General features: G+C 38.0%; 14 protein-coding genes. 5 read left to right on the top strand and 9 right to left on the bottom strand.

From position 1 onward, the window contains the following. Positions 1 to 223 (bottom strand): hypothetical protein (locus QZ371_RS08275; RefSeq protein ID WP_295211629.1); only part of this gene is annotated, 223 nt, incomplete at its 3' end. A gap of 801 nt (positions 224 to 1,024) precedes the next feature. Here QZ371_RS08275 and QZ371_RS08270 point away from each other — a divergent pair. The 5 genes from QZ371_RS08270 to QZ371_RS08250 all read left to right on the top strand — a co-directional run bounded on the left by QZ371_RS08270 (position 1,025) and on the right by QZ371_RS08250 (position 6,221). Beyond that, positions 1,025 to 2,173: a site-specific integrase gene (locus tag QZ371_RS08270; protein WP_295211628.1), complete on the top strand. Its 1,149-nt coding sequence runs from the start codon at positions 1,025 to 1,027 to the stop codon at positions 2,171 to 2,173. A 156-nt stretch (positions 2,174 to 2,329) separates the two neighbouring features. Beyond that, the gene (locus QZ371_RS08265) at positions 2,330 to 3,595 is read left to right on the top strand and encodes an AAA family ATPase (protein ID WP_295211627.1); all 1,266 of its coding nucleotides are present in this window, start codon (positions 2,330 to 2,332) and stop codon (positions 3,593 to 3,595) included. Beyond that, the gene (locus QZ371_RS08260; RefSeq protein WP_295211626.1) at positions 3,570 to 4,175 is read left to right on the top strand and encodes a hypothetical protein; all 606 of its coding nucleotides are present in this window, start codon (positions 3,570 to 3,572) and stop codon (positions 4,173 to 4,175) included. Before QZ371_RS08265 ends, QZ371_RS08260 begins: the two co-directional genes overlap by 26 nt. A gap of 492 nt (positions 4,176 to 4,667) precedes the next feature. After that, a complete protein-coding gene (locus QZ371_RS08255) occupies positions 4,668 to 5,309 on the top strand; it encodes a type III toxin-antitoxin system ToxN/AbiQ family toxin (protein WP_295211624.1) in 642 nt (213 codons plus the stop codon). 249 nt (positions 5,310 to 5,558) lie between these two features. Beyond that, positions 5,559 to 6,221 (top strand): type III toxin-antitoxin system ToxN/AbiQ family toxin, encoded by a 663-nt coding sequence (locus QZ371_RS08250; protein ID WP_295211623.1) that lies wholly within the window; start codon positions 5,559 to 5,561, stop codon positions 6,219 to 6,221. An 84-nt stretch (positions 6,222 to 6,305) separates the two neighbouring features. Here QZ371_RS08250 and QZ371_RS08245 read toward each other — a convergent pair whose 3' ends face one another. The 8 genes from QZ371_RS08245 to QZ371_RS08210 all read right to left on the bottom strand — a co-directional run bounded on the left by QZ371_RS08245 (position 6,306) and on the right by QZ371_RS08210 (position 16,415). After that, on the bottom strand, positions 6,306 to 8,267 hold the full coding sequence (locus tag QZ371_RS08245) for a DNA methyltransferase (protein ID WP_295211621.1): 1,962 nt from the start codon (positions 8,265 to 8,267) through the stop codon (positions 6,306 to 6,308). Between the two features lie 56 nt (positions 8,268 to 8,323). After that, on the bottom strand, positions 8,324 to 9,115 hold the full coding sequence (locus QZ371_RS08240; protein ID WP_295211620.1) for a helix-turn-helix domain-containing protein: 792 nt from the start codon (positions 9,113 to 9,115) through the stop codon (positions 8,324 to 8,326). Between the two features lie 11 nt (positions 9,116 to 9,126). Continuing rightward, on the bottom strand, positions 9,127 to 11,325 hold the full coding sequence (locus QZ371_RS08235) for a VirD4-like conjugal transfer protein, CD1115 family (protein ID WP_295211619.1): 2,199 nt from the start codon (positions 11,323 to 11,325) through the stop codon (positions 9,127 to 9,129). Positions 11,326 to 11,370: 45 nt separating this feature from the next. Next, a complete protein-coding gene (gene mobL, locus QZ371_RS08230; protein ID WP_295211618.1) occupies positions 11,371 to 14,400 on the bottom strand; it encodes a relaxase MobL in 3,030 nt (1,009 codons plus the stop codon). A gap of 11 nt (positions 14,401 to 14,411) precedes the next feature. After that, positions 14,412 to 14,765, bottom strand: a complete 354-nt coding sequence (locus tag QZ371_RS08225) for a hypothetical protein (RefSeq protein WP_295211617.1) — start codon at positions 14,763 to 14,765, stop codon at positions 14,412 to 14,414. 320 nt (positions 14,766 to 15,085) lie between these two features. Further along, positions 15,086 to 15,460 carry a ribbon-helix-helix domain-containing protein gene (locus QZ371_RS08220; protein ID WP_295211616.1) on the bottom strand — a complete coding sequence of 125 codons (375 nt, stop codon included), beginning with the start codon at positions 15,458 to 15,460 and terminating at the stop codon, positions 15,086 to 15,088. Positions 15,461 to 15,465: 5 nt separating this feature from the next. Continuing rightward, positions 15,466 to 15,765: a hypothetical protein gene (locus tag QZ371_RS08215; RefSeq protein WP_295211614.1), complete on the bottom strand. Its 300-nt coding sequence runs from the start codon at positions 15,763 to 15,765 to the stop codon at positions 15,466 to 15,468. A gap of 23 nt (positions 15,766 to 15,788) precedes the next feature. Then, positions 15,789 to 16,415 carry a hypothetical protein gene (locus QZ371_RS08210; protein WP_295211612.1) on the bottom strand — a complete coding sequence of 209 codons (627 nt, stop codon included), beginning with the start codon at positions 16,413 to 16,415 and terminating at the stop codon, positions 15,789 to 15,791. Between the last annotated feature and the right edge of the window lie 6 nt (positions 16,416 to 16,421).

The raw sequence follows: 16,421 nt of genomic DNA, 5'->3' as shown, positions 1-16,421 counted from the left end.
GAGCAGCGGTCTCCAAAACCGCGTGCCGAGGGTTCGAATCCTTCTGCCCCTGCCAATAGCTTATTCGGAGAAGTTCAAGAATTAGTCTTGAGCTTCTCCCAACAAGCTTTATATAGTTAAAACTATACGCCTGTTGGTATAAAAAACGGTACGCCACTTTTTTGTTGATTGTTGTGTGGTGTGAGCCGTGTTTTTTTATTTTTGGTGCTTTGATGGTTTCCATTTGACGCCGATCCTGTTGGATCACCTAGTCATCACAGTACAGGATGACAAACCCTGCGATATCTGCTTGCTGTCGGTTGCGCCCTTTGCGTCGCTAACTGCAACGGCTTCTCGATTACGTCCCCGGTATCTCACACCACGGTGTTTATACTCGCTAAGATTGTTGTTTGATCTATTGCGGCGCATATCAGGTAACTGCCGTTAGGCAGGCTCGCAGCACCATTCAGGTGCAAGGCATAGCTGTTTGATAAGGCTGAAATTTCAGCAGTTGTTGAGGTTTCGTCGAGGTTACATACATCTCTCGCTATTTGATTATGGCTGTTGTCTGCCGTCTTATCTATTTATGTAAGACGGGAAAAAAATAAAGTGTTCCCCAGAATTTTTAATAAATTTCTGAAAAACACTTGACAAATGTATTGATTACGTGTTACAATACACGTAATGAGCACTCACTAAGGTCAGCAGAAATCTCTTTGCATTCTGGTTGACTGGTATACTTCATAGGTTTGGTTGTGATGTATACCCGGTGAGTGCTCTTGCTTTTATACACAAGTTAGTACCCACCGTTTCACTTTTGATGAATTGATTAACATTTATTCATCGTTCCAAGTCTACCACAAAGAATAGGTTATGTCAAGCTTTTTTATTAAAAAAATATCTTTCTTCGACATATTTGTTCATTTTAACCATTTTTAGTGACACTTTTTTTCACCCTACCACACGTGGCAGGGCTTTTTTATTTGCATAATTATCAAAAAAAGTGTATAATGTACTGTGACTGTTTGTGAAAGAGGGATTAGTTATGAGAAAAAATAAAAACATTACTCTTCGGAAGTACTTAGAAGAGCAATGGCTTCCGAGAAAGTATTATGAGGTCAAGATCAGCACATACGTGAGGTATGTGGGGTTGACTCGGCGGATAAATGCGGCGTTTGGTATGAAAAAAATCCGCAGTATTACTGCTATGGACATATACGGATTTTACGATAATCTGCACGAGGCAAAGTCTGAGCATATAACTTTTACACCAAATGAGACCTGTAAGAGATTATTGAAGGGGAGATACACCCGGAATCAGACCGTGCAGCTTGCTGATATGGGAATGGGAACTGTCGATGCTCTCCGAGCTGGAAAAAATGTTTCTAAGAAGACAGCGCTAAAAGTATCTGTTCTTCTAAAAATGCCGGTTGATCAGTTGTTTCGTGAAAACGACTTTTATTTGTCGGATAGGACGATAATGCATTATCATAGATTGCTTTTTTCTATATTCAAGGATTCTGTTTATGATGGGATACTTAGAGAAAACTTAATGCTCAAGGTCAGAGCGCCAAGACTGTTTCTTTCAGATGAAGCAAGGTATCTTGATCATAGTGATGCTATGCACGTCCTTGATATGCTCAATCGTTATGGTGAATATCCATATACAGAAATCTTGAGCATTATTATGTATACTGGTATGAGAAGGGGTGAGGCTTGCGGTCTTGAGTGGGACGACGTTGATTTTAATAACAGCACTATAACAGTCAGAAGATCGAGTTACTATTTGCCTGGGAAGGGAATATATACTGACACTCCGAAAACAAAACAATCCAAGAGACTTATTGCATTTAATAGCAAGGTTGCAAGAATTTTGCTTGACATAAAAACTATGCAAAAAAGCAGGAATATAGTTACTGACAGGGTATTTACATATATGAATGGACGTACTTTAAACCCCAGCTCTGTCACAAAATACTTTCACAAGTTCGTGGATAAATATGATCTGCCCAGTTGTTGTGTGCATACGTTGCGCCATACAAATGCTTCACTACTGATCGCAACTCAGACTCCCATAACGACTGTTGCAGGAAGATTGGGTCACTCAACCCCGGAGATAACCCTGAGGTTGTATGCTCATCAGATGTCCGAAGAAAACAAAAAAGCAGCTGAAGCCATTGAGAAATTGTTATAAGCTGCAATAGATAAGCCCTACCACGTGTGGTAGGGCTTATCTATTGCAGAAATTTGTACAAATTTCGTTTGACAATTAAATGTTGTTAATGTATAATATAATAGGTACAGATTGAGTATTTTTATTTCTGTTCAATAATTTCAAGGAGGAAAGCTTATGGAACTTACCATTAAAAATATTGGTAAAATCGCTAATGCTGATATAAAATTAAATGGCATTACTGTTGTGGCTGGTGAGAATAATACTGGTAAAAGCACCATAGGAAAAGTATTGTATTCCTATTTTTCGAGCTGCTATAATTTGAATTCACAAATATTAAAAACTAAAATTTCTGGTTTAACTAGATCATTGGAATTGGAATTTAATAATTCTTCATACTTATTTGATTCAGACGAGATTGCAAGAAAATTATTTCAAACAAAAGGAAAATTTACCGGCAATTATATTGATTTATTAGATAGATATATGTATACAAGTGATGGGTCATCTGCCTCCCCAGCCGATATGTGTGAGTATGCAGAGATCATAAAAGATAAGTATGATAGCTATTATAATGCTACTAATGAAGCAATTATGCTAAATGTCATCACAAAGAAAATGAAAACAGAATTCAATAATCAAATTAATAACATTTTCAGCCTAGATAAATCTTCTTCCTTTTGCTTAAAAATACAAAATGAAAAATATGAAGTGCAGATTGAAGATAATATGGCTAAAAGTATTTCTAATTTTAACTCTCTATATACGCAAGCGGTTTACATTGATGATCCTAATGTTTTAGATAATTGTACTGGTTGGAGATTTTTCCCCACAAGGAGATATCTGAATAATAATCATAGAAATGATTTAGTTAATAAAATTTTACAAAAGAAGTCTGATCAAGATGTGGAAAATGCGTTAAATGAAATAATATCTAATGACACGTTTGAAAGCATATTTGAGTTAATTGATCCGATATGTGCTGGAAATATCGATTATAGTTCTAATATCTTGACGATTAAAAATGAAGATTATGAGCCTATTGATGTGAGAAATTTATCAACTGGTTTGAAATCTTTTGTTATTCTAAAAACATTGATTTTAAATGGATGGATAGAAAATAATGGTACGATTATTTTAGATGAGCCTGAAACTCACTTGCATCCACAATGGCAACTTGTCTTTGCAGAATTGATTGTTTTATTGCAAAAGAAATGGAATTTGCATATATTAATAAATACACATAGTCCATATTTTTTGAATGCAATTCAGGTTTTTTCAGCTAAGCATAGTATTGCTGACAAATGTAATTATTATTTATCTGAGAATAAAGGCAATGTATCTGATGTATCTGATGTTACTGATAATGTTGAGCTGATTTATAAAAAATTATCTCGCCCATTACAGACTCTTGAAAATGAAAGGTATGGAATTTATGATTAATATAAATGCGTATCCATATTTCGTAGAAAATATGGATACACTTAAAAACATTTCATATGATTCAAATAATTCAGAATATATGACTGATTCTCAGATTAAAGCTGTTAGCTTTGATGAAGTAAAGAAAAAATATGCTGCTGCTTTGAATCGTTCATTCAAGTGCGCAAAATCTTTTGATGGCTTTTTACAAAAAGATAAATTAGAATGTTTTATTGAATTTAAAAATGGTAATTTAAAAAATGAGATCAGGTCTATTAGGGAGAAAATTCGTGATAGTTTATTGATTTTTTGCGATATTGCATCAAAAACGATAAGCTATACACGAGAGAATGTTATACTGATTGTTGTTTATAATGAGCTCAATACGAAAATGCCTCGTGATCCGAAAAGAAAAATATGTGAGTCAGAGTCAATGGGGTTAATTAGAGATTTTATGTTTGACAAAAGTGAATCAGAAATCATACTCTTCAATTTAGATAAGTATGAAAAATTTTATTTTAAAGAAGTACATACTTATACGAAAGATCAATTTGAAAATTATATAAATAACAGCGCTAGTATAGTTCGGAATATGCCGTGACTTTTAGTAGCAGTTTAATTGAAATTTTACAAAAAAAGTAGAGTATAATATAAATGAAGATAAGGTGCGAGGGTAACACTTTAAAGAAATCCCAGTTGAAGATTTTCCCCTAGTACGGGTCGTACTGGGGGATTTTGATTAGTTTGAAAGGGAATAGTATGAAAAAGAAATATGAGATAAATTATACACCACATCCAGCTGTAATACGTCGGCGCAGGCATACAGGCAGATCACGTTAAGATTATACTTGACAATTTCAAAGTAATCGTGTATAATATATGTGACGATAAGCAGTAGCTTATCATATGGAGGTTTTAGACCTCCGTAAAAAGCGGTGGACCCTACCAAGAATGGGAGTTTTAAAAGCGGTGGACCCTACCGTAAGTGGGAGTTTTAAAAGCAGTGGGCCCTACTGTGAGTGGGAACTTTAAAAGAACTTTGGCTGCGGTAATTATATCGCAGCCTTTTTATTGAAAAAATAAGGTGAAAAATATGAAGAAGAATAGATTGCATCTGTATACATTAGATGTGAAATATGTTTGTGATCTGGCTAATGCGGATGATAGAGTTATGTCAGCATCGCCCCAGCAACACAAGGAAAATCGACCTTTTGTGGGAATAATCATTATTATGGAACAGCATAGTTACTGTATTCCAATGACTTCTCCTAAGCCTAAGCACAATAAAATGAAAAATGATCTTGATTTTTCTAAAATACTGGATTCAAATAATCATTTAATTGGAGCGCTTAATTTTAATAATATGATCCCTGTTTCCAATGATGTAATTCAGAAATTAGATATTCGTCCTAGCAGTAGCGATACTCCGAAAGAAAAGGCATATAAGGAGTTGTTAAATAATCAGCTTGACTGGTGCAATGATAACATTGATAATATTATTAAAAAGGCGAATAAGCTTTATCGCTTAATTACTCAAAGTCCAGAAAAATCACCTAAACTGACACAACGCTGCTGTGATTTCAAGGAGCTTGAGGCTGTTCTTGAAAAACGTTTGGTAAAAACACAGGCAAATGGGTATGAGCCGAAAGAAAAAGCTGTTGCTGCAAGTGCTGAACTGTCTACACCACATCCGGCTGTAATACGTCGGCGCAGGCATACCAGCAGATCACGCTAGATTAATACTTGACAATTTCAAAGTAATCGTGTATAATATATGTGACGGTAAGCAGTAGCTTATCATATGGAGGTCTTTGATCTCTGTAAAAAGAGGAGAACCCTACCGTAGAAGTGGGACCGACTAAAGAGGAGAACCCTACCGTAGAAGTGGGACCGACTAAAGAGGAGAACCCTACCGTAGAAGTGGGATAGTGCTTTAGCTGTACCGTGAGGTGCAGCTAAAGTTTTTTATAGAGAGGAAAATATAATGAAAGAGAAATTCAGGCTTTATTATGTAGATTTAAAGTACATTCGAGATTTGCATAATGTTGATAGCAATGTAATGTCAGTATCTCCACAAACGGGAAAGGAAGATCGGCCTTTTGTTGGAATAGTTACTATTGTTGAAAATAAAAAGTATTGTGTACCGTTGACATCTGGAAATAAGGAGAAATTTAAGCATAAAAAGAATTCCGTTGATTTTATAAAAATACCTGATGAAAATATGAAGGATGAATTTGGCGCATATGTAACCATTGGAGGTATAAATCTAAATAATATGATACCAGTTGATGATACTGTTATACAACCAATTGATATTGCAATACATAGTAGCGATAATAAGCAACAGAGAAATAACAAGAAGAGATTAACTAAGGAATTGGATTGGTGTCAAAATAATCAAGATTTAATTTCACGTAAGGCTAGAAAACTCTATGATTTGAGACTTAATCATTCAGCTGAGAATATCAATCTTTGTCGTCGCTGCTGTGACTTCAGAAAACTTGAGGCTGTTCTTGAAAGACGTTTGGCTAAAACACAGTCAAATGAGTACGAACCGAAAGAAAAAGCTGTTTCTGCGAGCGCAGAGCTGTCTACCCCACGTTCAGCTGTAATACGTCGGCGCAGGCATACAGGCAGATCACGTTGAGATAGTTTTCTATGCTCCTAGTGTTAAGTGCACTAGGAGCATTTATTTTACGAGTAACAAAAATAGTTTGAAATGACGGGCAGATCATAGTGACTGTTCGTCATTTTGTTTATTATAGAGTTCTATGAGCACTCTAATACGCTGATCGTCATTAATAAAGAGCTGTTCGCTGTATAACTCTTCAACAGCTTGATCTAAGGTAATATGGGCTAATAATAGATCGGGCGGAAGATCGTTATACAGTTTTCCAAGGGTAATGGAGGAATACTTTTCTCGGATTGATAAAATGCGTTGTGCAGCCTTTGCGATATGTGCTTGCTGAATGTTTGAAATATGTTCCGGAAACGGAAAGTTGTTATAGCAAAGTGTATTAGAATACCTGATCCGCATATCAAGACGTCCGCAGAATAACTTGACCCAGGCGTTGTGCATAGACGAGGTCAGCATACCGAAAAGAAAAAGGTTGCCGTTTGGGATGATATGAACAGAGCCATTGACCAGTATTTGCACACCAGGTAAATAAAGCATAGGAATGTATTTTCTCTTCTCAGAAGAATGCCTCGGAATCACAATACTGTTATTATAGCCTTTGTCAGAAACCACATATTGACGAATAAGCGTAGATAGCATATTATCGGCGGTTACATATCTGCATATCGAGTTACCCTCAGCTGCCTTCTGTTCTGATTCCAGTTTGCTTAATATTTCGGTTTCTGTTCGGTTGCCAAGGATCATAGGCGGGCATGTATCATTGATTCCATTGGGATAAAGATAGATGTCATCATAATCGGTCAGATAGGCGTTGATGTGGTCTACTGTTCGGCGCTTTTCATTTTCACCGTCAGTTATGCTGATGATCTGTTTTGGAAAATGATCAATCGCAGAGAATGCGGTTATTACACAGCTGATATCGATCTTGGCATTTGAAATATCTGAAATCCAGCGGAAGCTTTGATATGCCCAATTAATGTGCATTTTATATTTCTCGGTTATTGGTTTCCAAATATATCGAACCTGACGTCCCTGGCATACAGAATTGACGGTGAGCAGAGCGCATTCTGTATGTTTGTGCTCTGACATATATTTTGCACTTTTGATGAGCCAGCCTGCGGAGTAGTCAACGGCAGCGGCTGTTTCGTCTGCAAAGACAGCTGATTGGATCAAAGACTGTTCTTTGTGGTTGAACATAAAAGGCGGATTTCCGACAATGTAATCTGCATTGATTTTATTCCAGTCATACGAAAGAGCATCGGCGCAGATAATATTTCCTGTATTGCACATATCAACAGGCGAGAGGGGAGTGCCAAACTGTTCGGCAAATCGTATTTCCTCCATCCTGCCAGACGTAAATAACGCTGTTCTGCAAATTTTAGCTGCGTCTTCAGACAGCTCTATTCCGGTGAATTGCTGCAATTTCAGAGTTTGCGTCAAAGCTCCTGTTCTCAGAAATATTTCAGATTCCAGAGCAGAAAGGCTCAGATACGTCTCGATAAGATAATTGCCGCCGCCACAAGCAGGATCAAGTATCTTTAAGCTGCAAATGCGCTCGTTAAGCTGTTTCAGCTGTTCTGCATTGTCATAATTATCAGCATATTCGTCGAGCAGTTGATCCAGGAGCAGATTATCTATAACACGATGGACGTTTTCAAGCGATGTGTAGTGTGTACCTGTTGAACGTTGGTCAACTGAGTCCATAATTGATTGATGAATCGCCCCGAATAGGCTTGGATTGATCTCTTTCCAAGACATAGCACATAACCGTTTGAGTGCGGAGTGTATATCCTCCGAAAGAAAAATGCGCTCTGGTCTCTCCAATACGGGTGGCAGATAGCGCAAAAACTTCATTAATTCGGCAGAAAGAAGCTCGGTTCTTGTGTGCAGAATGGTTTGTGAGAACGGTTTGCCGAAAAAAACGCCGCAGGCCTCGCAGTAAAAGCAGAATATCAGCTGAAATGTAAATCGGCGAATGTCATCGATCGGGTTGCCCTCTGATCTCAATTTACGTACAATGTTTTGTAAATCATACAAAGTCTTGTCTTTAATCATAACATAGTCTCCTAAGATTAATATTTTTCTTTTTCGGAAGGATAAAACTAAGTGGGTCATAGATATGACCTGTCAAAATTGCCCCTACCTTTAAACCAAAAATTACGCCCAGAATTATTTTTTTGCAAAAATTTAATGAAAACACTTGACAGATACCACTTTTGGTGGTACAATGTAGTCAAATCCATTATTCTGGTAACGCATTTTGGATTAGTAACTGTTTGAGAACCGCTTCGCAGGGCGGTTCTTTTTTTGCATTTTTTTCTGATGCGCCCAGTTACAAACTCAAAAACGAAGTATCTGTTCTCTCCAAAATCTCCGCAGGCAGTTATTTGATAACGCTTATGTATTACCTTTAGGTGTATAAGCTTGTCCACCACAGCCATAAGCTCGCTTCGCTTCATTCCAAGCATTTTTGATAGATCAGAATAGCTGTGGAAAAACATCTTATTACTATTCTGTTTGCATTTGCAGAATAAGCAATAACATCTTAGCTCTTTGGCTGTTAATTTTTTTGCTGCTTTTCTATCCACCCGAAAGAAATGGTCATTGATATCCTGGAGCGTGTATGTATAAGTGCCAAGGTGTCTATTAGCCTTTATGCTGCGTTCACGTGATATGATTACACCCAAGCCAATTAGCCTTTTAGTGGCTCTTGCGACCGACTCTACGCTTATTCCGCAGGCTTCAGCGATAGTTGTTTGCTTGACTTTTACGTATATGCCATACATATTGCGATTGCCGTAAGCTTGTGCCATAGAATATAAAAATGCTGCCACAGCAAAATCTGATGGCAGCATTTTCTTTTCTACAAGGCTGTTCGGCAGATAATAATAGCTGAACTTCATACTTATCCTCTTTACATTATATTTGATAAAACAGTCTGCTGTTTCTTTCTGAGTATCATATTGCTCAGCATTTCAAACTGTTCGTCTGTTATGGTGCTTCTGTTTTTTATTTTGGCTCTATTGAGCAGTCTTTCTAGCGCTTCTATATCTATCTCCTGCATAGCTCTGCTCCATTCACCGTTTGTGGCTTGATTGATTGCCTCCAGAGCAGCTTTCTGAGGCGATATGATGACACTTTCAGGTGAATTAACAAATCTGTTCGGGACAGCGCTGGGTGCATCCTTAGCCAGCTGTGAAGACTCGTTTGGAGGTGTACTGTTCTTTTCGGAAAGATGAGCATCCTTGTCTGCAATGGCCTTGATTTTTTCACGGCTGTTCGGCTCGAGATATTTGAATGGAAATAATGTCTCAGAAAGCGGTACTCGATCCGAAGAGAAAGTGATCTCATCCAGCTCAGCAGTCTCAAGTTTGAGCTTGTAGAAAAATTTGAAATTAGACTCGATCGGGTACATACGATGGTGCTTGACAATAGTCTCTCCCTCTTTCAGTACGCTGAGCTCTGTTGGTGTCTTGAGCTGTTTGCCCTTATATGCTCTGTTCTCAGATAATTCCTCGGATAGTTTGCCAGAGTACGTCTTATACTGTACTGTTCGACTGCCGAGGATATTACTGATGAACTGATTGGTATCTGGATCGCCTGAGTAGATGTATACCCAGTTTGCACAGTTTTCACGAATAGTCTTTGAATCGTCAGGGTACTTCGAGTCTAACTGATTCAGACCTTGAATATATAAATGCCAGCCTATGTTACGGCTTCTTGAAACTGTTATTTTATTGTCCATACCTGGAATGGTAACAAGGTTGCAGAACTCGTCAAGGACGTAGTTAACACGTCTGTTCAGCGTGCTCTTGCCGCTCTTCGTAAGATATTCCACCATACTCAGATAGCTTTGGTTGATGAACATTGAGGCAATTACGTGCCTTGTAGGGCGATCATCTGGAATTATCATATATATAACAAATGGTTTTTCAGAATTAACAAGGGCATCGAGATCGATGTCATTACCAGATGTGAGCTGTGCTATACCTGTGTCAAGACCAAAAATACGAATGTTATCAGCAAGTGTGGCAAAAATACTCGCCCTCATATCACCTTTTGCAAAATTAGATGTAGCATAAGCTGCTTTTGCCAGCGATCCGACGGGAAGGCCCTTAAATATTTCATCGAGCCTGTTCTTGGTTATTATATTACCAAAAGCGTCTGTTTCTTCTGTTTCCTGACCATACTCGATGAAGAACTGGTAAACAGAGTGCATATTTACCTTATCAAGCTGATCATTATCGTAGCCTTGCTCGATCATATAGAGTATTAGAGCCGAGAGCAGCGACTTGGCTGATGAAGGCCATATTGGGTCAGACTTTGGGTTGTATGTAAGCGTGGAAGCCATTGTATCAATGTACTCTGATACTTTTGAAAGGTCGATATTATTTTTGCGACAGTATACATATTCATTGATAATGAAGGTCAATGGATTCCATCTTGAGCTTCTGTTCGTATCACGAAGGTTAAGGATGACGACATTATAATTCTCTTTTTTCATTATCGGATACGTAGAAGAAAAAATCTCGCCTTTCGGATCATTGAATATTATAGACTGCTTGTCCTTGCCGCAAGCGAAGACTCTCGCCTGTTGAAGCACGTGGGTTTGAGTTTTACCTGATCCGGTTGTACCGATGATCAATGAATGATTGTTTTTGGGGTCAACGTAGAAATAGCCGTACTTGCAGGCGATGAGTGGGCCTGTCTGTTCTGCTTTTTCAAGATTGTTTTCTTGAATCTTTATGAGATTTTTGTTGAGTTCTCTTTTTGAAGCCCATCTGTCGCTGCCTTCAAGATCTTTGTATCCTCTGTTTATCTCTATTTGCCTTGTGATCTTTGCAAATAGTAGAACTGATAAAATAAAAGATAAGAAAATCAGGTCGCTGATCTTAAAGTTCTTAGGTTTAGTCCATAAAAATTCTTTCCGAATAGAAAAAGAAGCCCAGATTGCTCCTGCATTGTTCTGGTCTGCGACAGCCGCTTTATTGACGGCCAAAAGTTCATCTAATACATTTAATGCAAAGCATACTAAGACGACCATTGCTGATGTAAGCGATATTAGCAGCAAAACTCTTGCAATTGCTGATAGAACTTTGTGCTCATTTTCCATTACGATACCTCCTCTATCTGTCACACGTGGTAGGTCTGTTCGTGATTATCTGCTGTATACTGAATTGATCTGCTGTTTGTATTTCTGCTCCTGTTCGTCACGCTCTGCCTCAGCTAAAAGCTGCTGAGTCTTGCAAAGCATATCGCTATAAAGACGTCTTAAAACGCTGTTCGTCGTGCTGGCAAGCTGAACTTTGGTTGTCCGGCACTCAATACGATTCTCAAGAAGCTGTTTAGCATAATCATTCCCATTTTGAGCGGATAATTTAAGCCAGTATTCGGCCTGTTTGTATTTGTTTTCAGAACTATAAAGCATTGCTAGACGTAGCTGCGCATAAGGATTGTTCTGACCAGCAGACTCCATCAGATATTTTTCAGCCATATCTCTGTCATAGCATTCCGAAGAAAGATAAATTTTGCCTAATGTATACTGAGCATATTCATTGTTTGTTGTATCGGCGCTGATTTTTAGGTATTGTGCAGCCTTTTGATAATCAAGTCTATCCTCAGTAAGATACAGTTTTCCAAGCCTATATGCAGCATACGGATTTTCTTTTTCGGCGGATGAAATAAGGTACTGTTCGGCTTCGTCTATGCGATCCTGCGTCAGATACATTCTTCCAAGAGCAAATGCTGCATAGGCATTATTTTTGTCAGCTGACTTGATAAAGGACTGTTCGGCTTCGACTATGCGATCTTGAGTCAGATATAGCTTTCCAAGAGTATAATAACCGATACCGAGTTGATCATCTGAACCGGCGATATACTGCTTTAGATACTGTTCGGCTTTATTGTTATCCTGGAGTTCTTCTGACATATACATCTTGCCTAGTGAAAAAGCCGAATATACATTGCCGCTTGCTGCTGACCTAATAAATAGCTGTTCAGCCTCACCAATGCGATCCTGCATAAGATATAGTTTTCCAAGAGTATAAGAACCAATGCCTGATTCATCTGTATCAAGTTCAATGAATTGCTTCAGATAATTTTCAGCTTTAGCCACATCAAGCTTTTCAGCGGTCATATAGAGCTTTCCAAGTGCGTACTTTGCATAAACATTGTCTGATTTATTTGACTCAAGAAGATACTGTTCCGCCCTCTCCATATCCGGAACTGTTCCTTGACCATTCATATACATAATGCCAATTTTATAGCAAAGATTTTCGCCTTGATTTTTTCTGTACATTGCTTCAAAGCTTGATAATGCACTCGAATACAACTTATAGGCCTTCTGTGTATCAGCGGATACGCCGTGTCCTGTTTCGTATGCTTTTCCTAAAGCGTAACTTGCATACGGCATACCTCCTTTACATTTTACGGCTTTTTGATAATACTCGACTGCTTTGGTCATATCGATCTCAACGCCTGTGCCATACTTGTACATATTGCCGAGTGAAAAATACGCATATTTGTTGTCGTTGGCGGCTTCATAGTGCTGTCGTGTAACCGTGTGATCCTGGTCTGTACCAAGACCATTGTCGTACATTTTGCCTATCCGATAGTTGAGATAAGATGTTTCCCATTTTGAATTATGACGTTTAAGCAGTTCCTCAAATTTCTGCAACGCCTTCTCGTAATACTGTGTAGACAATTCTGAACTGTTCGGCTCGTCTTTGAGCATCTTAGAATATAACTTGCCAAGATCGTGAGTCGCAAGAATATTTCCTGAGCGACTTTCCTCAAGCAGCAAGCTAAGAGCTTTACGAGCGTCTTTTTCTACGATGGTCTGTTCTCCCTCTGATTTCCCATACATATAATCAAGCGACAGTTTGTATTTCTTGCTCCATTCGATCCGAGACGCTGGCGATTCTGTTTTCTTTTCGGTAGGATGATCAATTTCATCTGCGTAAAGGACCAGATCGTCGTTATAAAAAAACTGTTCGTCATAATCCAAATTCTTTTCGGAAAGATGAGCATCGAGCTCGATCTGTTGATCGTATTTGTCATCGTTGTAGTTAGCATACAAGCTGTTCGGCATTTCATTTTCAGATGGATCAAAATATCCAGCATAAATGTCATCAGGTATGCCGGGCAAAAAAGCTGATACTTTTTTATTTTCGGGAGGATGAGCCTGCGGCAGGGCAGATGCTCTGATCTGTTCTGCTATCGGTGTGAGATCACCTAAAAGTTGATTACCAAGCTCTTTATAAAAATTCTCTATTCTGTTTGTCTTAAAGTTGCAGTAAAGATGCCGTTCGCCCTCACCATAGATTTTTCTTAAATACTCTGTCCTTTCATCCAGCATTTTATTATATCTTTGCCAGGCATCAGACAGTTGAGCATCAGAAGATATTATTGAGTCAACTGTTCTGTCAATAGCTGTTCGGTAGGGCTTCATTTTGGGCCTCCCATATTGCCAGCCACCTTCTGGAGGTAACTTATCGGCAAGTTGTATTAGCTGTTCTCTGCAAGAGGAATATCCTTTACCGAGATCAGCCTTAATAACGCTTCTCTCGAGCTCAGTAAGCTGTTTGGAATAATCACATCCTAGGACTCTGTTCACTATTTTTGATTTGAGCTTATCAAATGCTTTGACTTCTATACAATCCTTGTCACGATATACCTTACAGCGATCCTCACGCCGCTCATATTCGCAAATAGAAAAATGTATATGTACATTATCCGTATTGGTATGGATAGCGCCAGTCCAATATACGTTATCGTTGTCAAGCTTGTTTGATGTGGATATCATTGCATTGATACCTTCACGTCCAAGTTCTTTGATTCGGTGTATATCAAGTTTTCCGTCTGCGGTCTTTATTCCATTTTCAAGTAGAAAATTGTCATCAAAGGAAACAACTCCGTAGTACTTTGGGCATCCAGCAGCTCTGCTTACTGTTTCCAGTTCACGATATCTGTTCTTGTCTTCTTCATTGAGCAGATCGGAGTCTGCATTGAATAGTCCATCAGACTTTTCTTTGTTTGACATATAGTCTATGAAATCTTTATATTCATCTTCAAGATGTTTAGTTTTATCGAAGGCTTCAGGTCGATCCATATATTCGAGAAAGTCGTATCCGCCGATCGCCCAATTATATGTGAAGCCAAGTGAGAAGACTACTGCCGGTGTTGACATTTCATTGCTCCTTATTTATTATTCAGGGACTCTAATCTGTTCCTCAATTGCTTCTGATGATATTCTTTTTTGCTTTCATCGTACCAATGACAGGGAAGCTCTTCTGCTGAGAAGTAACCATCGTCAAAGTCCATTTTTTCAATTAAAGAATTGAGCAAGTTGAGAAGATGAAAATTCTGTTCTTGTATTTTGATTATCCGGCTTTTCAAGTCGATGATCTTATTTGTGTCATTGGTGCGGTTATCTCTGTCGGCGTATTCCTCAATCGCCCACTTGACGATCTTCGATTCCGTTGTATCATTGTTAGTAGCCAATTGCTTGAGAAGCTGGTTACTTTCATCTGTCAGAGTGATCGTTTTTTTCATCAGATACCTCCTTTGTGTTATATCCAAATATATGTAATTTCACCTTTGCTAGTGAGTCCAAACAGTCCTGGAGAGCTACAAGAGCATAAAGGCACGCCCCACGTGCCATTGGAAAGCTCGGTAGTACCGAGCTTTATCCGTCCTAAAAGTGGGGCATTTTCGCACATTTTGCTGTATAACGCCATACGTTTTCTGTATAATGCCATAAGAATATTTACATTATACGGAAAGTTCTGTACATAGCTGTATCATTTCTGTGTGATGCCATAACATTTCTGTATCAAACCATACTGTTTCTGTACAATGCCATACGGCTATTTTCATATATCTTCCGAAGAAAGAATAGTTTGATCTACATCTTTGTCATTTGATACTTCATTTTCGGTTTCATTTCGTGTGAGATCAGCATAGAAAATTCCACGAATATCAGTTGTTGATTCAAGAATTTTTATCATAATCCGCTCTATATTTTTGAGAAGATGTTCATTTATCTTTTGTTGTTCAGCTATGTTTTCTTTGCATATTTCCCTCATTACAGGAGAAAATGCACCAAGAAAAAATGTATCTCGTGACGTAATATATAGCTTAATTATGTGATTTATAAACTGATTTCTCGACGAAAAGCCCTCCTTTTCAATTGCTTCGTCGATCTTTTTTAGTAGGTTTTCATCAGATATTCTTAATTTTATATCCATAGTTTTCACCAGATTGGTTGAAGATCATTGGCGCAGATTTTGTATGTGCCATCGTGCCAAACTCTCAATTCTCCGGTTATTTTGACAGAAACGCCGACTGTAAGGTTTGCTTTTGCATTAGTAACATTTCTTCTGTCGCAAGCATATATCATAAATTCATCATAAAAAACTCTTTTTCCTGTTTCAGCAGGACGTGGAACTTTTATGTTGAATGTAATGGCATAGCTTGCATTTGGAACGTCGATAAGTTCGCTTGAAAGAAAACCTTTAACTGTTATCTTGTTGTTTTTACTGTTAAATGGCATTAATTTTTACCTCCGTTTATTATTTACTGCAAATATTTTTCGGCATACTCATACTCCGTACCAAAACGTTTGGCTATTTTCCAGCCTTTTGTTTGAACTTTAAAAAGTTGGGGAGCAATGTATAAGAAAAAATATTGCTCGTATGAGTAAGGTATTATGCGAAAAGTGAAAGTTCCATTAAGCTCGTTAGTTACTGTTTCATTTGTATTTGAGCATTCCTCGGAACTGTTTTCTGTTCTGTATATCATTGTGACAGTAGTGCAATCTTTAGATAATCCACAATAAACTATGTCATTGTACTGTACATTCAATGTTCGTTTGAAATACTTATTAAGATTATCAAGTGATGTTAGCTGCATATGTGATTCATATGCAGTAATGATGAGCCCTGTTGCTCGATTGTTAAGTATATTTTTCATTATAGCAAATGATATTATAATTGTTATCAAGGCAACTATGAAAATAATGTTTGTGATAGTGGGTGATGAAAAAATGCCTGATACAAAGATCAGAGCAAATCCAGCTAAAGCAAGTATCAGAGGTTTTATCTTCGTTCTGTTCAGGTCATCAAATGGCACTTTATCAATCTCGTTCAGCACTTGTTGCCGTTCTGTGGATGTTGGGTATTCATAAATCAGTTCTTCATTCATCGTTGT

The organism is Ruminococcus sp. (genome assembly GCF_019423705.1).
In the GTDB taxonomy this organism is placed as follows: Bacteria; Bacillota; Clostridia; order Oscillospirales; family Ruminococcaceae; genus Hominimerdicola.
Note: the sequence above shows the minus strand (reverse complement) of the source record. Positions and strands in the feature narration are given on the sequence as shown.